Source organism: Mycobacterium sp. 3519A (genome assembly GCF_900240945.1).
GTDB lineage: Bacteria > Actinomycetota > Actinomycetes > Mycobacteriales > Mycobacteriaceae > Mycobacterium.
Genome location: NZ_OESG01000012.1, coordinates 350643 through 369219 on the forward strand (window position 1 = coordinate 350643; position 18577 = coordinate 369219).

At 66.4% G+C, this 18577-nt stretch carries 23 protein-coding genes; 9 read left to right on the plus strand and 14 right to left on the minus strand.

Features of this window, described 5'->3' with window-relative positions:
• The first annotated feature begins 14 nt into the window (after positions 1-14).
• On the plus strand, positions 15-362 hold the full coding sequence (locus C1A30_RS03895; RefSeq protein WP_235009638.1) for a hypothetical protein: 348 nt from the start codon (positions 15-17) through the stop codon (positions 360-362).
• Between the two features lies 1 nt (position 363).
• Here C1A30_RS03895 and aceA read toward each other — a convergent pair whose 3' ends face one another.
• A complete protein-coding gene (gene aceA / locus C1A30_RS03900; RefSeq protein ID WP_101946942.1) occupies positions 364-2664 on the minus strand; it encodes an isocitrate lyase ICL2 in 2301 nt (766 codons plus the stop codon).
• 141 nt (positions 2665-2805) lie between these two features.
• On the opposite strand from aceA, the gene C1A30_RS03905 reads away from it, so the two are divergent.
• Positions 2806-4125, plus strand: a complete 1320-nt coding sequence (locus C1A30_RS03905) for a sensor histidine kinase KdpD (RefSeq protein WP_101946943.1) — start codon at positions 2806-2808, stop codon at positions 4123-4125.
• A 5-nt stretch (positions 4126-4130) separates the two neighbouring features.
• On the opposite strand, the gene C1A30_RS03910 is transcribed toward C1A30_RS03905, so the two are convergent.
• Positions 4131-4880 carry a DinB family protein gene (locus tag C1A30_RS03910; protein WP_200828150.1) on the minus strand — a complete coding sequence of 250 codons (750 nt, stop codon included), beginning with the start codon at positions 4878-4880 and terminating at the stop codon, positions 4131-4133.
• A 233-nt stretch (positions 4881-5113) separates the two neighbouring features.
• Between C1A30_RS03910 and ripD the strand changes: the two genes are divergently transcribed.
• Entirely contained in the window at positions 5114-5734 is a 621-nt protein-coding gene (gene ripD, locus C1A30_RS03915) for an NlpC/P60 family peptidoglycan-binding protein RipD (protein WP_101946945.1), read from the plus strand.
• 15 nt (positions 5735-5749) lie between these two features.
• Here the strand turns inward: ripD and C1A30_RS03920 are convergent, their stop codons facing one another.
• The 3 genes from C1A30_RS03920 to proS are packed head-to-tail and all read right to left on the minus strand — an operon-like array spanning position 5750 to position 9053.
• On the minus strand, positions 5750-5983 hold the full coding sequence (locus C1A30_RS03920) for a DUF6480 family protein (RefSeq protein WP_101946946.1): 234 nt from the start codon (positions 5981-5983) through the stop codon (positions 5750-5752).
• A 35-nt stretch (positions 5984-6018) separates the two neighbouring features.
• Complete coding sequence (locus C1A30_RS03925) at positions 6019-7602, minus strand: methyltransferase regulatory domain-containing protein (RefSeq protein WP_235009686.1); 1584 nt, start codon at positions 7600-7602, stop codon at positions 6019-6021.
• Positions 7603-7646: 44 nt separating this feature from the next.
• Positions 7647-9053, minus strand: a complete 1407-nt coding sequence (proS, locus tag C1A30_RS03930; RefSeq protein ID WP_101946948.1) for a proline--tRNA ligase — start codon at positions 9051-9053, stop codon at positions 7647-7649.
• Between the two features lie 68 nt (positions 9054-9121).
• On the opposite strand from proS, the gene C1A30_RS03935 reads away from it, so the two are divergent.
• Positions 9122-9889, plus strand: a complete 768-nt coding sequence (locus C1A30_RS03935) for a CDP-diacylglycerol diphosphatase (RefSeq protein ID WP_101946949.1) — start codon at positions 9122-9124, stop codon at positions 9887-9889.
• Positions 9890-9930: 41 nt separating this feature from the next.
• Here C1A30_RS03935 and C1A30_RS35530 read toward each other — a convergent pair whose 3' ends face one another.
• From C1A30_RS35530 to C1A30_RS03950, 4 genes are all read right to left on the minus strand, one after another.
• On the minus strand, positions 9931-10104 hold the full coding sequence (locus tag C1A30_RS35530) for a hypothetical protein (RefSeq protein ID WP_160112683.1): 174 nt from the start codon (positions 10102-10104) through the stop codon (positions 9931-9933).
• A gap of 23 nt (positions 10105-10127) precedes the next feature.
• Positions 10128-10412, minus strand: coding sequence for a hypothetical protein (locus tag C1A30_RS03940; RefSeq protein ID WP_101946950.1), 285 nt, complete (start codon positions 10410-10412; stop codon positions 10128-10130).
• Between the two features lie 100 nt (positions 10413-10512).
• Positions 10513-11169, minus strand: coding sequence for a maleylpyruvate isomerase N-terminal domain-containing protein (locus C1A30_RS03945; protein ID WP_101947617.1), 657 nt, complete (start codon positions 11167-11169; stop codon positions 10513-10515).
• Positions 11166-11540 carry a hypothetical protein gene (locus C1A30_RS03950; protein WP_142392539.1) on the minus strand — a complete coding sequence of 125 codons (375 nt, stop codon included), beginning with the start codon at positions 11538-11540 and terminating at the stop codon, positions 11166-11168. The genes C1A30_RS03945 and C1A30_RS03950 overlap by 4 nt, the downstream gene beginning before the upstream one ends.
• A gap of 169 nt (positions 11541-11709) precedes the next feature.
• On the opposite strand from C1A30_RS03950, the gene C1A30_RS03955 reads away from it, so the two are divergent.
• The 3 genes from C1A30_RS03955 to C1A30_RS03965 all read left to right on the plus strand — a co-directional run bounded on the left by C1A30_RS03955 (position 11710) and on the right by C1A30_RS03965 (position 13738).
• Positions 11710-12312, plus strand: a complete 603-nt coding sequence (locus C1A30_RS03955; protein ID WP_101946952.1) for a hypothetical protein — start codon at positions 11710-11712, stop codon at positions 12310-12312.
• A gap of 53 nt (positions 12313-12365) precedes the next feature.
• Positions 12366-13355 carry an amidohydrolase family protein gene (locus tag C1A30_RS03960; protein WP_101946953.1) on the plus strand — a complete coding sequence of 330 codons (990 nt, stop codon included), beginning with the start codon at positions 12366-12368 and terminating at the stop codon, positions 13353-13355.
• Between the two features lie 101 nt (positions 13356-13456).
• A complete protein-coding gene (locus C1A30_RS03965) occupies positions 13457-13738 on the plus strand; it encodes a hypothetical protein (protein ID WP_200828151.1) in 282 nt (93 codons plus the stop codon).
• Position 13739: 1 nt separating this feature from the next.
• Here the strand turns inward: C1A30_RS03965 and C1A30_RS03970 are convergent, their stop codons facing one another.
• On the minus strand, positions 13740-14384 hold the full coding sequence (locus C1A30_RS03970) for an FKBP-type peptidyl-prolyl cis-trans isomerase (RefSeq protein WP_101946954.1): 645 nt from the start codon (positions 14382-14384) through the stop codon (positions 13740-13742).
• Between the two features lie 14 nt (positions 14385-14398).
• A complete protein-coding gene (locus C1A30_RS03975) occupies positions 14399-15007 on the minus strand; it encodes a class I SAM-dependent methyltransferase (RefSeq protein WP_142392540.1) in 609 nt (202 codons plus the stop codon).
• Positions 15008-15260: 253 nt separating this feature from the next.
• Between C1A30_RS03975 and C1A30_RS03980 the strand changes: the two genes are divergently transcribed.
• Together C1A30_RS03980 and C1A30_RS03985 are read left to right on the plus strand one after the other, a co-directional pair.
• Positions 15261-16007, plus strand: coding sequence for an alpha/beta hydrolase (locus tag C1A30_RS03980; RefSeq protein ID WP_101946956.1), 747 nt, complete (start codon positions 15261-15263; stop codon positions 16005-16007).
• 40 nt (positions 16008-16047) lie between these two features.
• Positions 16048-16356: a hypothetical protein gene (locus C1A30_RS03985; RefSeq protein ID WP_101946957.1), complete on the plus strand. Its 309-nt coding sequence runs from the start codon at positions 16048-16050 to the stop codon at positions 16354-16356.
• A gap of 19 nt (positions 16357-16375) precedes the next feature.
• Here the strand turns inward: C1A30_RS03985 and C1A30_RS03990 are convergent, their stop codons facing one another.
• The 3 genes from C1A30_RS03990 to C1A30_RS04000 form a co-directional block, all read right to left on the minus strand.
• Entirely contained in the window at positions 16376-17062 is a 687-nt protein-coding gene (locus tag C1A30_RS03990; protein ID WP_142392541.1) for an alpha/beta hydrolase, read from the minus strand.
• Positions 17063-17174: 112 nt separating this feature from the next.
• Positions 17175-17741: an HD domain-containing protein gene (locus C1A30_RS03995; RefSeq protein WP_101946959.1), complete on the minus strand. Its 567-nt coding sequence runs from the start codon at positions 17739-17741 to the stop codon at positions 17175-17177.
• A gap of 76 nt (positions 17742-17817) precedes the next feature.
• A complete protein-coding gene (locus C1A30_RS04000; protein WP_101946960.1) occupies positions 17818-18558 on the minus strand; it encodes a DeoR/GlpR family DNA-binding transcription regulator in 741 nt (246 codons plus the stop codon).
• Between the last annotated feature and the right edge of the window lie 19 nt (positions 18559-18577).

Here is an 18577-nt window from a genome sequence, read left to right on the forward strand (position 1 = left end):
TAAAATCATGACTCGTGACACGCCCGTCGAGTCGCATCCTGATGCACGACCGGGCGCTGACTCGCGGCCAGGCACGACGGATGAGTCGACGCTTCGACGGCGTCGGCGTCACCATCCCCGCCGCGCGACTGAGGCAGATCTCCGCAGGCGCGCCTGCATGCGAAGCCGAGTTGACCGACGTCAGTTTCGCGATCGCCGCGACCGAGTTCCAGCGCGAGGAACGCCACACGAGGCTCAAGCGTCGTCAGCGTCGACTTGCGCGGGGGCTGATCGTGGCGGGCCTGGTGCTGCTGCTACTCAACTCCCTGCTGTGCGTGGCGTACCTGTTCTTCGCAATTGCCCTGCACAGCTACCCGTACTGACTCAGTCCTCCTTGCGGATCAGCCTGCCCAGCGCCTCGCGGTCGGGTGCGAGCAGTTCGTCGATGCGGGCCTGGTTCACATCGGCGACGATGATCTCGCCGACCTCCTGATAGACGTCACTGAAAATGCCGTGCGACTTCATCTTGTCGGTTTGGTAGATGTTGTCCTCGGTCGGCGTGACGTAATAGACGATCTCGGGCTTGAAGCGGTGGATCAGCCACAAGTGAATGACGTCCATCAGTCGCTTCTTGCGCAGCTTCTCGGCGAAGGTGTTCTGGTCGCGCACGGTCAGGATGCTGCGACCGTGCCTGTCCTTGATCGGGTCGACGATCACGTTCGCGAGTTTCTCGTCCTCGCCGCCCTCACGTTCCCCGAAGATGCCCAGTTCCAACACATCTGAGCCCGGCCGCGTAGGCCGCAACTGCACACGCAGCTTCTCGCCGATCTGGTTGTGCTCACCCCACATCGCCAGCCACTCCTCGAGCAGCTTCTTCGGCACCTCGGTCTGCACCAGGTGCTGATGCTGGGTGGACCCCTTGCCCATCGCCTTGGTGGTGGCCGTGCGGCCCGAAGACGCCGTCAGCGCGGCGTCGCTGCGCGGCCCGCCGACCAGTGTTTGCGGTGTCCGGTATGGAGATTCGACCAAACGCATCTTGCGCTGCAACCGGGCCAGCGCAAGCATGCCGTCCTGCCGCAGCGCGGTGGCGAACTCCTCGGAGGCCACGCCGTCGACCTGATGGCCGCCGTAGGTGATGAAGTTGAAGACAAAGCCCATCTTGCCGAGTTCCTCGGGGAAGGCCCGCATTTCGTCGTCGGTCATCCCGGTGGTGTCCCAGTTGAACGACGGCGACAGGTTGTAGGCCAGCATCTGGTCCGGGTACACCGCGTGAATCGCGTCGGCGAACTCGCGCGCATCGGCCAGATCGGCAGTCTTGGTCTCCATCCACAGGATGTCCGCGAACGGCGCGGCCGCCAGCGATTTGGCGATCGCGTACGGGATGCCCCCGCGCACCTGGTAGTAGCCTTCCGGCGTCTTCGCGAGTTCGCAGTCCCAGCCGACTGCGGCGCCGAGTTCCCGCGCCTTCTCGCGGGCGGTGTACAACGGTGCGCGCTTGGCGAATTCGCGCCACTCGGCGACGGTCATGTCGGGTGGCTCGCCCTCGCTCTCGCGGAACTCGAGCAAGTCCGCGACCGCTTCGCCGTAGGTCATCAGGCCGGCGTCGACCTGCCACGCATCCACGAACTCCGATTCGACCTTGTCGAAGATCGCGTCGATCGAATGATCCGCGCCGTCCTGGTACGCGGCCGCGGCCTCGGCGACCGACGCCGCGATGCCGTGCCGTTCCAGCCAGGCGTCGGCGGCGGCGTATTCGCCGTCGGGCAGCGCGTAGAGCAGATGACCGTTGAGTTCTGTGAGGCCGGAGTCGTAGAAGCGTCGCATCATCGCCAGGTAGCAGGCCTTGTAGGACGGGATCTTCAGGTTGGTGACGCCGAGCAGGAAAGGCTGATCGCGTTCGTCGGCGCGACTGTCGATCAGGTTGGCAGCCTCGGCGTCGGTGCGGGCGACGATGATGCCCGGCACACGCATCACATCCAACTGGAACCGCGCGGTGTTGAGTCGCTTGATCTGTTCGTCCGACGGAACCAGCACCTTGCCGCCCTGATGGCCACACTTCTTCGTGCCCGGCCGCTGATCCTCGATGTGGTAGCCCGGCACACCGGCCTCCACGAAGCGACGAATCAAGTTGCGCACGTGCGGATCTCCACCATGGCCGGTATCGGCGTCGGCGATGATGAACGGTCGGAAGTCGGTGGCGGGCGTCGCGGCGCGCTGTTCCTCGGTCATCTGCACGCGCAGATACTGCTGGTTACGGTCCGCTGTGAGCAGCGCCCGCACCAGGCCCGCGGCCTCTTCAGGCACTTGGCTGAGCGGATAGCTGGCCAGGTCGGGCCCGGGGTCCTCGGTGGTGGAGCCCTTCGCCGACGTCGCCCAGCCGCCGAGGTAGATGCCCTCGATCCCCATCCGCTTCATCGCGACGGCCTGCCCGGGGGAGTACGGGCCGAATGTGGTGATGCTCTTCTTCTGGGCGAACAACTCGCGCAGCCGCGGATAGAACGCCTCGGCCGCCTCGCGGGCGACGGTGTAGTCGGTGGCGATGGTGCCGCGCTGCTCGACCACCTGCCGCGCCGAATAGAGGCGGATGATCCCGTCGAAGCGCGGACTGTCGAAGTACTGCTGGGCGGCGGCGACTTCCCGGTCGAACGGAGTCTGGGGCGCCGCATCCGTTTCGATGATAGCCATGGGTCAATGCTCCTCTTTGAGCCAGCTTCCAACGACAACCCCGACCATACGGCGCGACTTTCGCTGGTGGTGGCGTAATCAGCAACCGCTGACATCCGGCAAGATGTCAGGCATGTCCGGTCCTGCGCTACGAGGCTGCTGATGCAGCGCGTGCTCTCGCTGCGCATCATCGTCATCGTCGCGGCACTTTCCGTGGTTGCCCTGGTCATCACGTTGGGCGCCTGGGTCTGGTTCGGGGTGACCAACGATCAGTACAGCCAGCTCGACCGCCGACTGGATTCCGTGAGCAGCCTCGGAGACATCAACACGCTGCTGAGAAGCGTCCAAAACAACACCGACGAGCAGCCTCAGGCGAACGGTGGTCTGGTGCGCACCGTCCGCATCGGCCGCGGCACCGTCTCGGTGCCCCGCGACATCGTCTTGCCGCAGTTCGAGAACGGCTACGCCAACACCACGATCAACGGTGTCGAGTACCGGGTCCGGACCTTCTCCGCGGGAATGGCTTCGGTCGCCGTCGGGGCGCCGACGTCGGAGACCGAGCACCGCATCGACGAACTCCACCGCCGCGTGCTGCTGATCTGCGGCGGGGTGATCATCGGCACCGTCCTGGTCGGCTGGGTGATGTGGCTGATCATGATCAACCCGTTCCGGGTGCTGGCGCAGCAGGCCCGCGCGATCAACGCGCAGTCCAAACCGGAAGAGGTGCAGGTGCGCGGCGTGCAGGAGGCCGTCGAGATCGCCGAGGCGGTCGAGGGCATGCTCGCCCGCATCGGTGACGAACAACGTCGCACCAGGGCGGCGCTGGAATCCGCCCGCGATTTCGCGGCGGTCGCCTCCCACGAACTGCGTACCCCGCTGACTGCGATGCGGACCAACCTCGAGGTGCTGTCCACGCTCGACCTGCGCGACGAGCAGCGCAAGGAAGTGGTCGGCGACATCATCAGAACGCAGAGCCGGATCGAGGCGACGCTGACCGCGCTGGAGAGGCTGGCCCAAGGCGAACTGACCACCGTCGACGACTTCGTCCCGGTCGACATCACCGAACTGCTGGACCGCGCGGCGCACGACGCGATGCGCAACTACCCGAATCTTCATGTGTCACTGGCGAGTTCGACCACAGTGTTGATGGTGGGGCTGCCCGCGGGCCTGCGGTTGGTGATCGACAACGCGATCACCAACGCGATCAAACACGGCGGTGCCACCGAAATCCGGCTCAGCGCAGAGAGTTCCAGCGACGGCGTCGAGATCATCGTCGACGACAACGGCGAGGGTGTGCCGGAGGAGGAGCGCGCCACCGTGTTCGAGCGATTCTCGCGGGGCTCGACAGCGGCGCGCTCCGGGTCGGGCCTCGGCTTGGCTCTGGTGGCTCAACAAGCCGAGTTGCACGGCGGCACCGCCGCGCTGGAGGCGAGCCCGCTGGGCGGCGCGCGACTGGTGTTGCGGCTGCCAGGACCGAAGTAGGCGCGTCAGGCCTGTTGCGTGAGTGCGTCCAGGTCGCGCTCGGCATACAAGCGGTGCAGCCACTCTTCGTTCAACACGATCAGCAGGCATTGCCGCAGTGGGAAATCGGTCAATCTGGGCCAGCCCGGCTCGGCGCGGGTCACCGCGGCGGCAAGGGCGGCGTCGGTCAAGGACTCCAGGAAACTCCGGACCATTGCCTGGCGCTCACGCCGGACGGTGAGCACCTCGTCGAGCGACGGTTGCGCGTCGCGGTCCCAGGGGATGCCGTCCCACCCCGGCGCCTCATCCCATGGCAGGTCCAACGGATGCCACGGCGACGGATCGCCCAGCGCCATCCGGCCCACCCACGCCGCAGTCGCGAAGTTCAGGTGGCGAAGGGTCTGGATGAACGACCACTCGTCGTCGACGCTTTGGTGCAGTGCCGCTTCAGTCAACGTCATCGCCCGTGCCACCGTGGCTTTCCACAGCTGCTCGAGGATCGCCCACGCGTCGCGGAAACCGTCGCTGTCCTCGGGCCGCATCATGGCCCGCTGGGGCATGCGGCGGTCCAGTTCGGCCTCCACGAGAGGTGCGATGTCGACCCCGTTCACAACGACGTTGCGCACCTCGCCGCTGATCTCGACGTCGACGAGTTCGACCCCGCGCATCCGACTGCCGGTGAACTCGACACCGCGAAACTGGGCGCCGCTGAGGTCGACTCGTTCGAACCGGGCTCCGGACAGATCCCGATCGCGAAACGACCTCGTCGACGGCACGGAAGCCACGCTAGTGGGTTCTCGGGCGTCGGTCACAGATCTTCACCGGCATGGTCACGGTACGACAAAGAATCCTGCGTTGACCTGGGTAAAAGCTAGTTCAGCGGCTTCGCTGTGTTGCTGAAGTGAATATAGTGACTGGTGTTAATTAGCTCGGCAACGCGGTCAAGGGTGCCCGGAAACCGCATCGAAACAGGTGTGGCGACCCCGCCACGAGAACAAAGGAAGCACGAATGAAACGCATCTGCGCCGTGATGCTCGGGTTGGCTCTGCTGATCGCGACACCAGGTATCGCGACCGCCGACGCTACCCGCCAACAGGCGATCAACATTGTGATCCAACGGGCACTGTCACAGCGCGGCGTTCCGTTCGCCTATGGCGGCGGCGATGCGTCGGGTCCCAGCCTCGGCACGGTTGCAGTGGAGACACCAGCGGTCGCCGCCGAGCCGGGTTTGCCTGCCGCGCCGCTTGTTCCGAGCGCGGGCACGGCCGGCCTGAGCCTCGCCCCGGTCACCACGCCCGCGACCGCGGGCCTCACCCCTGTCGCCGCGCCGAGCGCCGAACAACGCATCAGCAGGGTCGGGTTCGACGCCTCAGGTCTGATCGTCTACGCATTCGCGGGCGTCGGCATCAAGATGCCGCGGTCCTCGGGTGAGCAGTACAAGGTGGGTCAGAAGGTGCTGCCGTCGCAGGCGCTGCCCGGCGATCTGTTGTTCTACGGTCCCGATGGCACGCAGAGCGTCGCGCTGTTCATCGGCAACGGTCAGATGGTCGAAACCACCGACAGCGGGGTCGCGGTGTCGGCGGTGCGGACCACCAACATGACGCCGTATCTGGTCCGCATCATCGCCTGAGGCTCCGAGGGGGAGCTACATCTCGACGAGCAGTCCGACGGCGACGGCGGCGAACAACAGCACCAGCACCGCGACGGCGATCAGCCCGACCACGGTCGCGGGTGTCAGCCGTCGCCTCGGCCGGGGTTTAGGCTCGCCGAGTCCGGAGGTCTGCGCCGAGTCGGGCGGAGTCGCACCGGGTGCGACGCCACCGCCGGGTTCGAGGCCGGGGGTGCGTGCCGGATCTGGATCCGGTGGTTGAGCGGTCATACGCGGGACGCATACCCGATCGCGCGGGCCTCACACTAACCAAGCCGTAGCAACTTCATCTCCGCGAGACGCTGCGGCAACCCGTCGACGTAAGCGGCCAGCGCGTGGTGGTCCGTCGGCATCGCGCGCTCAGCCGTGCCCGCCGCCAGCGCCGCGAGCAACGCGTCGCGATCGCGGCTGCCGTCCAGCAGTGGCAGCGCCAGCCGGTCCAGCGGCGACAACACCTGCGTCTCGTGCCAGAGGTTGAAGGTCGACGCCTCACTGTCGTTGCGCGTCAACTGCGCCATGCGCCTTGCGGTTTCGTCGAGCCGCAGATTGCCGGTCACGGGTTCGGGCGATACCGGGTGCAGTCGACAGCGCCCCTGCCCCTGCAGTGTCAGCACGCCCATCAGGTTGTCGACGAGGTCCGGGATGCCGTCACTGGGATTCAGCCCGGCGGCGACCAACCGCTCGTGCACCGCATCCACCAGATCTTCGCGTGACAGCGTCCACGGCCAGCGCGCGGTGAGTGCGTCCAGGGCGGCTTTGACCCCCGGATCGTTGGTGAACAGCGTCGCACCGTCGCCCTGGTCGAATTCCTGACGCGAGTGGTCCAGCCGGGTTTCGCCGTCGACGGGCGGCGCCGACACGGCGATGTGGAAACGGCCGAATCGCGACGGGTCGGGGTTGTAGCGAATCCGTTGCGCGCGCTCGGCATGTACGAACAGGGTTTCGCGGAACGTGCGATCGGCGACGAAGTCGAGATACTGCTCCACCAAAACCTGGACGCCGCCGCACTTTTCGAGCAGATACTCCGCGACCTTCGGTCCGTAGTTGGCAGGCACCATCGCCTCGGGACGCGCCTCCGCCAGATACACCAGGCCGTGTGCGCCTGCGCGGCCGAGCATCTCGTAGAAGTAGCACGGCGCGTTGAACGTCTCGAGTTCGTCGTGCAGGAGGAACGAATCGGCGAACCCCAATGCGTGGCTCTTGGAGTCGGCGATGATCCGCGCCAGCGCGCTGTCCGCGGACTGCGCTTCCTCCAGGAAGTCGACCATGCGCCTGGCCTCGTGCACCTTCTCTTCTGGTGTGGTGCTGCCGCCGCTGGCCAGCAGCATCGCGTCGCGCAACACCTCCTTGGACTTCCAGCCCGGATACACGTTGTAGCTCAGGTAGGCGACGCCCTGCGGTGCGAGCAACCTTCGGAAGGCGGCCAGCAGCGCCTCCTGCACCTCCGGCGGCACCCAGCTGTAGACGCCGTGTGCGATGACGAAATCGAACTGGCCCAACGCATCCAGATCCAACTCGGCGATATCGCCGGGCAACAACTCCAGGTTGTCGAGGCCCAGCGCGTGTGCGCGCAGCCTGCCCTGGTCGATCTGCACTTGCGACAAGTCGATGCCAACGACGCGGGCATGCGGATGCGCCGCCGCGAACGGGAGCAGGTTACCCCCGCTGGCGCAGCCGATCTCGAGCACGCGGGCCGTCGCCAGATCGGGCGTCTCCAACCCGAACAGCCATGCGACCGCGGCCAGCAACCCGGGCGCCGACTGTGGAAATGAGTTCGAGGTGTACGGAGTCGCGTCGTAGTCGGCGCGAAGGCCGTCGATCGCGTCGGCCAAATCGTCAACTGGATGCATCACCGCGGCATCCGACCACAACTTTCTTAACGGAAGGTGACGATTCAGTAGGCCCTGGCGACGTAGGCGAGCGCGTCGTCGTCGTGATCGGTGTCGGGCAGCGAGCCGTCTGCCCGATGCAGGCACCGCACCGTCAGCCCGCGGGTCGCGAGATCCTGTTCGCCCGCGACGCCGACGGTTTTCCACGGCAGCCGTGCCACGCCCGACTGCGCGGCCTCGCGGGCCTGGTCGATCGAGGTGCAGTCGGTGACGGCCGCGTCGCGGCGGGCCGTCGCGGCCGCGAGCATGTCGTCCTGCATCTGCATGAGGAGGTGGGCGACCCGGTCGGCGACCTCGTCGACGCCCACTGTGGACTTCTCGCGCGTGTCGCGCCGGTACAGCAGCGCGGCGTTGTCCGCCAAATCGCGTGGCCCGATCTCCACCCGGATCGGCACCCCCTGCAGGTCCCAATCGGTGGCACGCCTGCCGAAGGAGTGGTCGACGTTGTCGTCGAGGATCACCCGCACGTTGCGGGCCGCTAGGTCGTCGACCAACGCCGCACCGGCCTTCGACACCGCACCGTCGTCGTCCTTGACCACGACGACAACGGCCTGCACGGGTGCCAGCGCTGGCGGCAAAACCAGCCCATGGTCGTCGCCGTGGCACATGATCAGACCACCCAGCATCCGGGTGGACGCGCCCCACGACGTCGTCCAGCACAGCTCGCTGGCGCCGTCGACGTCGGAGTAGCTGATACCGAATGCGCGGCTGAACCGCTGGCCGAGTTCGTGTGAGGTGGCCATCTGCAGTGCCTTGCCGTCGCGCATGACGCCCTCACAGGTCATGGTGTTCTCGGCGCCGGCGAACCGCTCCGCGGCGGTCTTGCGGCCGACGATGACGGGCATCGCGAGCACGTTGACCAGGAAATCTTGGTAGACGTCGGACAGGATGCGGCGGGCGTACTGGCCGGCCTGGGCTTGGTTGGCGTGCGCGGTGTGGCCCTCCTGCCAGAGAAACTCCGTGGTACGCAGGAAGATTCGCGGTCTCAGCTCCCACCGGACGACGTTGGCCCACTGGTTGAGAAGCAGCGGGAGGTCGCGGTGGCTGTCGATCCACTTCGCCATGTACTCACCGACCACCGCCTCGCTGGTCGGGCGGATGGCAAGCGGTTCGGCGAGTTCCTTACCGCCGCCGTGCGTGACGACCGCGAGTTCGGGGCTGAAACCCTCGACGTGCTGGGCCTCGCGATCGAAGAAGCTCATCGGTATCAGCAACGGGAAGTAGGCATTCTGCGCGCCTGCGGCTTTGATGCGGGCGTCCACTTCGGCCTGCATGCGCTCCCAGATCGCGTAGCCGGTGGGCCTGACGACCATCGTTCCGCGCGCTGGCCCGTTGTCCGCCAGCTTGGCCTTGGTCAGCACGTCTTGGTACCAACGCGGGAAGTCGTCTTGCTGAGAGGTCAGCACCGCCATAGGACCAAGGCTAGAGGTGTGGGGGAAGCGAATTTTTCCGTTGTCGGGGCTGCCGTAACCTCCGTGGCGTGAGTCGATGGTTCCCGTTCGCTCTGGCGTTCGTCGTCGCCGCCGCGGTGTTGGCGGCGCCCGCAAGCGCCGATCCGGATGCGCTGTGGACCATCGTGCACGACCAGTGCGTGCCGGATCAGCAGGCGCACGCCGACCCCGCACCGTGCTCGCAGGTGAACCTCGACGGGGGACAGCAGCGCGGATACGCCGTTCTGAAGGATCTCGTCGGCGCGACACAGTTTCTGCTGATTCCCACCGAGCGGATCTCCGGTATCGAAAGCCCCGCGGTACTCGCCCCGAACGCGCCCAACTACTTCGAGCCAGCGTGGGAGGCAAGGAGATTCGTCGACGACCGGGCAGGTGTCGACATTCCCCGCGACTGGATGAGCCTCGCCGTCAACTCCGCCGCCGCGCGAACACAGAGTCAACTGCACATCCACATCGATTGTGTCCGCGCCGATGTGCGGGACACGCTGAGCCGACGCATCGCCGAGGTCGGCCCGCAGTGGACGCCGTTCCCCGAAACCTTGATGGGACACCGGTACCAGGCGCTGGCCGTGGCGGGTGAGACGCTCGTGGCCACCAATCCTGTTCAATTGCTTGCGAAGCGGGCTGACGACATGGGTGCCGAAACGCTTGCGGTCGTGGGTGCGTATCTGGCCGACGGCCGGCCGGGCTTCGTGGTGCTCGCCAGCCGCGCCGACCCGGCGCTGCCGAATTCGGGTGCGGCTGAGGAACTGCAGGACCATGCGGCATGCCCACCGAGAGGACAGTGGGCCAAGTGAATGCCGACGACAAGTGAACTGCACGGTGCTGCGGGACGTGCCTAACGTATGACATCGAAGATCCTCGCGGCGATCTGTTCGTCCGGCGTGATCGTTGCCGGCGCTGCGGCGGTTGCCGTGGTGCCGACTGAAACGGGACCCGCGCTTTCGAACTCGACGACCACGACCAGCACGACAACACCCCCATCGACCATGCCGAGATCGCCGGGGTACATGGGCGGCTACTGAAGACGCCTGATCAGACGCACAAGTTGAACAGGCACACTCCGCCCGGAGGCTCCCAGCCGCCGTTCCAACCGCCCGGAATGGGTCCACCCTGCCAAGCCGGTGGCGCCCAGCCGACCGGACCTGGTCCGCCCCAACCGGGCCCGCCGTGCCACGGAGCGGGCGGCCCCGGATGCCAGTCGACAGGGACAGGCGCAGGCCCAGGGTCGGCGTTGGCGACTCCGGCGCCGATCCCGACGGCGCCGGCAGCGAGCCCACCGGCGATGGCCAGGCCGGCAACGAACTTGACGGGTTTCATCGTTGATCACTCCTTGTGGTTCGTCGATCAGGACAACACCACTCATGTTCGTCAGTGAACGTAAGCACGCACTGTGCGCCACTTCAGCATCAGCTATTCATCAACCGAGAATGAGCGGCAGCTTCTCGGTCAGCGGGCCCAACTGGCCGCGTTGTTCGTCGGTAGGGGAGCGTCTTCCGGTGCCGATCAGCAGGGCGTCCTCATCGGACAGCAACGCGGGAAACGTTGCGCCGGCGATACTCTCGAGCATTTCCCGTGCGCGTGTCAGGCCCGCCGCGGGTGGTCCCGACGCGGTCGGAACACAGGCGATCAGGTCGAGATGGTGCAGCGTCCATTCGAGGACGTACGCGGACAGATAGTCGGCCGCGGTGAGGACTTGCTCACGGGTGCGCACTCGCATGTCGGGGTCGACGAGTTCGGCGGCGCGGCCCGCCGCAGCACCGACATCGTCAAGGTGAAACTTCAGCAGTCCCGGATCCGCGTAGGCGGCGGCCAGCCGGACGGTGAGGGCGTCGAGTGGGTCGTCACCGCTCGGCGGGGCGTCGGCGATTTCCCAGTAGGTGATGTCGTCGCGCGTCGGTTCGGCGTCCGAGGGCGTGACGAGCGTGATCAACACATCCTGGGCATCGATGACCAAGTGGCACACCAGGTCTCGCACCAGCCAGCCCGCGCACCCTGACGGTTTCGCAAAGTCCGCGTCGTCGAGTTCGGCCACCGTCGAGCGCAGGGCCGTCCACGACCGTGAGAACTGGGTCAGTTGTTGCACAGGTGGCAGCACTCCCTGTCGTCGTCGTTCAAGTTGTGCAGGAACACTGCGTGATTCGGGGCGTAGTCGAGCAGGTGCCAACGCTGACCGGCGGCGGCGCCGTCGACCATGGCCAACTGGAAGCGCTTGTGTGCTGCGAACCGGTCGGCGGCCCAGCCGAGTTCGGAGACGTCGAATCCGACGATGGACTGGTCATGCTCCGCGAGCCGGACGACGGTGGCGATCTCGGCGTCGGTGCGCGCAAGATCGGATCCGCTGAGCAATAACACGTCGAGAAACACGGACGTCAGGCCGTTGCTCATCATCACGTCCGCGGCGCCGGAGTCGTGGTCGGCGGTGATGAGGTTGCCCACGAGGCCCATCAAACACAACTGCCACGGGACTAGTTGACCGGCGCACCGGTAACCATCGGCCGTCATCGACCGATAAGCCACACGACGAACCAGGTATCGCTGACCGAGGTGAGGCGCTAGCCTTGCTCGGAAGTCGGGTCCGGCGCTCTGGGGCGCCACCAGAGAGGACAACCGGTTCATGACCGAACGAACACGCGCCACGCTGGTGCGGGTGGCAGTCGCGGGTGCAGTCATCGCTGGTGGCGCGCTTGCCGCGGCCGGACAAGCCGTCGCGGAACCCGCTGCGCCGCTACCGACGCCGACTCCTGGCGTGCCGCCGCCACCCGGCCAGCCGGTGCTGGACCCGAACGCCGGGGCGCTGGCGGCACCTCCGCCCCCGCCTGCGGGGCCGCCGACGGTGCCGGAGATTCAGAATCCCGTCTACGGCGCCGGGCAGACGCCGGGCAATTTCGGGTACCTGCGGGATCTGTGGCACACCTTCCACAGCGGCAACCCGCTGGAGAACCTGACCGCGCCGATCGAAGGGGCGCCAGGGCCGCCGCCAGGTGCTGGCCCGCCGCCGCAACTGCCGCCCGGGTACGTCTCCATCAACGCCCCCGAGTCCAACGGGCCCCCGCCCAAGGGACCGGCGACGGGCGGACCGCCGTTGCCGCCCGGGTACTACCCGCTGAACGGCCCGCCGCCCCCCGGATACTTCGACACTCCGCCTGCCGACCCGGCGGCTCCTCCCGCCGACCCGGCGGCACCGCCGATCCTTCCGCCGGCGCCGCCCACTCCTTGATCTAGGAACCGACGTACAGGACCAACCCAGATTCCGCTCCTACGCTCGCGGAAATGAAGTTGGTCGGTTTGGAAGAACACTTCGCGACGCCCGAGTTGATCGGCGCATGGCAGGCCCTGGAGCCGCAGTGGCGAGACGTCGGCATCGCCAGTTCGGCCGATGACGAAATCGGCCTCCGGCTGACCGATCTCGACGGCGAGCGGATCGCCGCGATGGACGCCACCGGTCTCGACGTCTCCGTGCTGTCGATGACCACCCCTGGGCTGCAGAACCTCAACCCGCAGGATGCGGTGGCGTTACAAGCGGTGTCCAACGACACGCTCGCCGACGCGGTGCGCCGCCATCCCGATCGGCTGCAGGGCTTCGCCGCACTCGCGACCCCTGCCCCGGACGCTGCCGCGGCCGAACTCGAAAGGGCCGTCAGGAAACTCGGGTTCAACGGCGCCATGCTCTACGGGCGCACCCGCGACCGCAATCTCGATCATCGTGACTTCTGGCCGATCTTCGAGGCGGCGGAGGCACTCAACGCGCCGTTGTACCTGCACCCGCAGCCGCCGCCACCGAACGTGCGGGCCGCCTACTACAGCGGACTGGGCGATGCCGTCGACGCCGCGTTGGCCACCCATGGATTCGGGTGGCATTACGACGCGGGTCTGCAACTGCTCCGGCTGATCCTTGCCGGCGTGCTCGATCGGTTCCCGGATCTGCAACTGATTCTCGGGCACTGGGGCGAGGTGATGCTGTTCTACCTCGACCGCATCGACAGGATGACGAACATCGCCGGCCTCGCCCGGCCGATCTCGGAGTACGTGCGCACCAACGTCTACGTCACGCCGGGCGGCGTGTTCAGCCAGCGTTACCTGCAATGGTCTCACGAGGTGCTCGGCGCCGACCGCATTCTGTTCGCCTCCGACTATCCCTATGTGCTGGCGGCGGATGGCGGCAGCCGCCGCTTCCTCGAGGAGGCCGACCTCAGCGAAACGGAACGGGAGAGCATCGGCGCGGGCAACTGGGACAAGCTGTGCGCCGGAATCCGTCGGTGATCTGACCGGCGCTGCAGGGGAGCGGCCAGCTGCGCCGAGGGTGGGCTAGGATGCTTATGTCAGCTAAGGATCCGGTTTCGTCTCACCACTGGAGTCATGTCATGACCTCGATCAAGACCACTCTGGCTGCGATCGCAGTCGCGGGCGGGCTCTCGGCAGCAATCACCGGCATGGGTGCCGCCGTCGCGAACGCTGACCCCGCACCACCGCCGCCCGCGCCCGTGCAAGGTGAAGTGCCGCCGGACTGGGCGCCCCGCAAGCCGGCCGACGTCTGGGACGGGCAACCCGTCGTGTGGTACTCGGGTTGGGGCGGACGCTGGGGCGTGTGGATCAACGGAGGCTTCATTCCGCTGTCGTCGAACCCGGTTACCGGCGGCGGCTAACTCAGCCCGAAATACCGAGGACCTTGATCGCGAAGATGAGCGAGTCGCCCTTCTGGATGCCGGCGCTCGGCTGACCTTCCGGATATCCGTCGGCAGGGGTCATCGCGACCGCCACAGTGGATCCGACGTTCTGTCCGGCGATGGCCTTCTGGAAACCGGGCACGACGCCGGTGAGCGGGAACTCGGCGGCTTGTCCGCGTTCGTAGCTGCTGTCGAACACAGAACCGTCGCGTCCGTTCACGCCCATGTAGCAGACCGACACCGTCGCCGTGGGCGGCACGACCGGGCCGTCGCCGGGCTTCAACGTGTGAACCAGCGTGTCGGTCACGCTGAACGGGCCGTTGACCTTGATCAGCGGAGCGACCGTATCGGTGGATCCGGTGACCGCGACACTGCCGGTGGCACCGGACTGCGTCCACTCGGGTGCGCCGTCGGCGGGTGGAGGCGCCGTCGGGCAGGTGCTGGAGTCGGTTGCGGTTTCCGCGATGGACGGCGCGGTGAACACGTCGGTGCCGGAGGCCGACGATGACGTCGCCGCGGACGGCGTTGAATCCGAACCGCATGCGGCAAGGGTGACGGCGAGCGTCGCGGCACCGGTGGCGAGCGCAACGAATGAAGGCCAACGAGAGAAGTTCACGCTCGACACGCTACACAGGTCGACTATTCGATCGCGATCTTGCGTAAGAGGTAATTCCAGTACAGGACTTCCCGGCCCTCATCCTCATAGCCGAGCGTCTTCTCCGACGTCACGACCTCGAAGCCCGAGTCGGTGATCATGGGCAGGATTTCGTCCGCGGAATACGATTTGAGCCCGGACTGCGCATACAGATCGCTCTTGTCGGGCACGGTCAGTCCGAAGACGCCGCCGGGGAGTAGTTTTCGGTGTACCTGTCGCAGCAGGCGGGCGGGATAGATGATGTACTCCATCACGCCGAGCATCACCGCCGCATGGAACGACGAGTCCTTGACCCGCCACTGCGATTCGAGGTCTTGTTCAATCACCTTCTTGTACGGCAACTTTCGCGCACGACGGACCATGGCGCCGACGCCGTCGATGCCGGTGACGTCGTGGCCGTGTTCGAAGAACACCAGCGACGAGAGCCCCGTACCGCAGCCGAGGTCGAGGATGTTCGCCCGGATCGGCCCCAGCGCATCGAGGATCAGCTGTGGCACCTCGACGTACGCGGTGTACTTCATGTCATCGCGCAGATCGCGTTCGTAGGTCTTCGCGAGGTGTGAATAGATCGCTTTCACCGATGTGAGCCGCACCGGAACAGACGATAGCGCGAAAGGATGCGCGACAGCGGCCGAATCGCCGAGGCCGATACCCCCGACTGCGAAAAGTGTTGGACCGGTGGCGAACCGCTTGTTAGTGTGCGCAAGGCCGTGACATCACGCGAGGAGGTGAGACCCATGAACCAAGTGACCATGTGGGTGCTCCCACTCGTGTTCACGGTCGAGCAGCGATAGCCGTAGGTGTCGCCGGGAGCGCCTGAAGAAGGCAATCCCGAAAGGCAACACCATGCATTTCACTTCCCGGACATCGTCGAACGGTGTCGTCGAACGAACCTTCACCCTCGGTGAGATCACCGGCGTGCTCTGGTCACCCGGATCTGCAACCGCGGGGCTACCCCTGCTGCTGACCGGACACTCCGGCGGCATGCACAAGAAGGCGCCGGGGCTTGTCGCCCATGCGCTCCACAACGCGGCTGCCAACGGGTTCACCGTCGCCGCGATCGACGCGCCCGGTCACGGCGAACGGCCACGTAGCCCCGAGGATCAGCGCTGGGCCGAGGCCATCCATCGGGCCCGCGCTGCCGGCGAGCCGATCGCACCGATCGTCGCCGAATACAGCGCGACGTTGATGCAGCGCGCCGTGCCGGAATGGCAGGCCACCTTGGACGCTCTGCAAGCGCTGCCCGAGATCGGTGCCGAGGCGCCCGTCGGCTACGGCGGGGTGGCCCTTGGCGCGACCACCGGCCTCAAGCTGACGACCATCGATCGCAGGATCGGCGCCGTCAGCTTCGGCGCGGTCGTTGTGACGCCTGCTCTGATCGAACTGGCGCGAAGCATCACCGTGCCGGTCGAGTACCGGATGCCGTGGGATGACGAGAATTTCAGCCGGGAGTCCGGTCTGGCATTGTTCGACGCCTTCGGCTCGCAGGAGAAGACACTGCGCGCCCACTCGGGTGGCCGCTACCAGACGCCCGAATACGAGCGCGACTGCACGGGCCGGTTCTTCGCCCACCACCTCGGGTCGAGGAGTTGAAGCCGGTTTGAGCACGCCTTGGACGGGGCAGGCTGATGCCATGGGAAAGTTCGTTCGTCGCGCGACGCTCGTCACGTCCGCTGTTGCGCCGATCGCCGCCCTGTCGTTGGTCATCCCGGCAGCGGGTTCGGCGCAACCGCTCGATTGCCAGAACGGCCAGTGGTGGGATCCGGTCGCCAACGTCTGTCAACCGCCGCCACCGGCCCCGCTCGGCTGCCAGAACGGGGATTGGTGGGACCCGGTCGGCAACGTGTGCAGGCCGCCGTTGGTGCCGTTCCCGCCGAACTGCGGGGACGGACAGTACTGGAATCCGGTTTCCAACGCTTGCCGGCCACTCGGCCAGGTGTAGCGGTCGGATTGCGACCGATCTAACCGGATGCCGCTTCAATGATCAGCGAGGTGAGTTCGCGCGGCACCGACAGGAACGGTGAGTGGCCGGACGGCAACCGGCGGACCGCCGTGGCCCGTTGCGCGAAGACGTCCTGACCGTCCCCGAACGCGACATCGTTGTCGCACACGATGTACGTGGACGGCACGGTGCGCCATGCGGCGCCGGTCAGCGGTTGGGTGACCGCCTTGAAGCTGAACGGCAGGAGTCGGGCCGCCGTCCGGTCGGCTTCGTCGGCGTTGATGTCGTTGAAGAACAGGTGCTGGGGATTGTCGACCGTCATGACATCACCGTCGATGAGCCACCAGGGGAGTGGCCGGCCACCGGCGACCTCCAAAAGGGACTCACCGGTGTCGAGTTGAAAGGCGCACACGTAGACCAGTCGCGCGACATTGGCCAGCCCGGCGGCGCCCTCGGAGACCACCGCACCGCCATACGAGTGCCCGACGACGACCACCGGTCCGTCGATGTCACCGATGGCGCGGCGCACGACGGCGGCGTCGTCGTAGAGCGCGAAGCGCGACGCACCATCGGCCGCCGTCGTCGGGAGGTCGACGGTTCGCACGTCCCACCCCGATGTCGTCAGAATCGTGATCACGTTCGCCCATGTCCACGATTGCATCCAGGCGCCGTGGACAAGCAGGATCGACGGGCGTGAATTCCCCACGCGGGCGACTCCGTTCAGGGCCGAGGCGAATGTGGATCAGCGCGCTCTATGCCGTGACCACGTTGATGATCATCGTAAGAAGGAAAGCTGGCTGATAGCTGGAGAGGCTTCGTTACCGAGCCGTCCATGGTTCGCGGGCGAACACTTCTTCGACCGTCGGGCGGAAGAAGTCAAGCGGCCGGTGCTCGAAGTCGACGTCGAAGCAGTTCTGGTCGTACTTCTCGCAGAACTCCACGGCATCGTCGAACCACGGATGCCCGCGAAACTTCTCCCTGGCGTCGCGGACACCACCCATGTGCGGCGCGTAGTAGTACTGCTGAAATTCAGGGTGCACCTTGACAATCCAGGCCATCCGTTCGGACACGTACGGCGCGATCACCGCCGAGGCGAACGCTCCGTGGGCGTGCGGGGCGTACGTGTCTCCGATGTCGTGCAGCAGCGCAGCGACGACGTACTCGACGGGGCGGCCGTCGTCGAAAGCCCGGGTCGCCGACTGTAGGGAATGGTCCAACCGGCTGACCGGGTATGCCTGCTCACCATCTGCGAGGGCTTCGACCAGTGCGATGACGCGGGGGACCAGTTCGGCGTTGTTCGCCGCTTCCGCGCGAGCGATGAGCGCATAGTCTTCGGCGGTGCCCTCGACCATGGTGCGGTACGTCGCTCGTGTTGGGGTGCTCATCGCCCACTCCTCTCGACACAGTCCCGAACCAACCTAGCCGCCGCGTGTTTCGGCGACGTATCGCGCGCCTGTCACGTCAGCGGTCGACCGCGACCCGGATGACCGGGAGCGGGAGCGCGGCGGCGCGAATGGGGTCGAGCATCGAATCCGTTATCCCAGCAGTGAACTCCTCGAATCCGAACACCTTGAACAGAGCTTCGCGTCCAAACTTGGAGCTGTCGGCGACGAAGAACGCCTCGCTTGCGATCGACCGCATCTTGCGCTTCAACTCGATCTCATAGCTGGACGCGGAGTAGATGCCGTCGTCCATGATGGTGCCTGCACCGAAGATGGCCACGTTGACGCGCAGGTTCTCGACCTGCTGCACAGATGTGGGCCCCCACATACCGAACCCAGACGGCAGTAGTTCGCCGCCGACGAACACCAGGTTGATCGACGGCTTGGATGCGATCTCCAGGCCGACGCGAAGATCGTGGGTGACCACTGTCAGCCGGGAATGGTGCAGATGTCGGGCCACCTCGAGGGTGGTTTCGCCGGTGTCCAGCAGGATCGTCTGACCTTCGTGCACGCGTTCGGCCATCGCCGCACCGATGGCCGCCTTCTCCGCGTGGTGCCGACTGCTTTGACCGGGTGCCGCCGGTCCACGGTCGATGGGCACGGCGCCGCCGTGGGTGCGCTCGATGACGCCATCCGCGGCGAGCTTGTCGAGGTCGCGCCGGATGGTCGAGGCATCGACGTCGAATGCCTGGGCCAGCGCATTGACGCTCTGAAACCCCTGCTCCCGCAGGCGATTGACAATATCCGCGCGACGTGACATTCCGAACAGCCTTCTCTCG

What these genes read in the sequence shown, in the direction of transcription:
- aceA (WP_101946942.1), bottom strand. Translation starts at nt 2,664, where the DNA reads ATGGCTATCATCGAAACGGATGCGGCGCCCCAGACTCCGTTCGACCGG.
- C1A30_RS03905 (WP_101946943.1), top strand. Translation starts at nt 2,806, where the DNA reads ATGCAGCGCGTGCTCTCGCTGCGCATCATCGTCATCGTCGCGGCACTT.
- ripD (WP_101946945.1), top strand. Translation starts at nt 5,114, where the DNA reads ATGAAACGCATCTGCGCCGTGATGCTCGGGTTGGCTCTGCTGATCGCG.
- C1A30_RS03920 (WP_101946946.1), bottom strand. Translation starts at nt 5,983, where the DNA reads ATGACCGCTCAACCACCGGATCCAGATCCGGCACGCACCCCCGGCCTC.
- C1A30_RS03925 (WP_235009686.1), bottom strand. Translation starts at nt 7,602, where the DNA reads ATGCATCCAGTTGACGATTTGGCCGACGCGATCGACGGCCTTCGCGCC.
- proS (WP_101946948.1), bottom strand. Translation starts at nt 9,053, where the DNA reads ATGGCGGTGCTGACCTCTCAGCAAGACGACTTCCCGCGTTGGTACCAA.
- C1A30_RS35530 (WP_160112683.1), bottom strand. Translation starts at nt 10,104, where the DNA reads ATGTACCCCGGCGATCTCGGCATGGTCGATGGGGGTGTTGTCGTGCTG.
- C1A30_RS03940 (WP_101946950.1), bottom strand. Translation starts at nt 10,412, where the DNA reads ATGAAACCCGTCAAGTTCGTTGCCGGCCTGGCCATCGCCGGTGGGCTC.
- C1A30_RS03950 (WP_142392539.1), bottom strand. Translation starts at nt 11,540, where the DNA reads ATGGGCCTCGTGGGCAACCTCATCACCGCCGACCACGACTCCGGCGCC.
- C1A30_RS03955 (WP_101946952.1), top strand. Translation starts at nt 11,710, where the DNA reads ATGACCGAACGAACACGCGCCACGCTGGTGCGGGTGGCAGTCGCGGGT.
- C1A30_RS03960 (WP_101946953.1), top strand. Translation starts at nt 12,366, where the DNA reads ATGAAGTTGGTCGGTTTGGAAGAACACTTCGCGACGCCCGAGTTGATC.
- C1A30_RS03965 (WP_200828151.1), top strand. Translation starts at nt 13,457, where the DNA reads ATGACCTCGATCAAGACCACTCTGGCTGCGATCGCAGTCGCGGGCGGG.
- C1A30_RS03980 (WP_101946956.1), top strand. Translation starts at nt 15,261, where the DNA reads ATGCATTTCACTTCCCGGACATCGTCGAACGGTGTCGTCGAACGAACC.
- C1A30_RS03985 (WP_101946957.1), top strand. Translation starts at nt 16,048, where the DNA reads ATGGGAAAGTTCGTTCGTCGCGCGACGCTCGTCACGTCCGCTGTTGCG.
- C1A30_RS03995 (WP_101946959.1), bottom strand. Translation starts at nt 17,741, where the DNA reads ATGAGCACCCCAACACGAGCGACGTACCGCACCATGGTCGAGGGCACC.
- C1A30_RS04000 (WP_101946960.1), bottom strand. Translation starts at nt 18,558, where the DNA reads ATGTCACGTCGCGCGGATATTGTCAATCGCCTGCGGGAGCAGGGGTTT.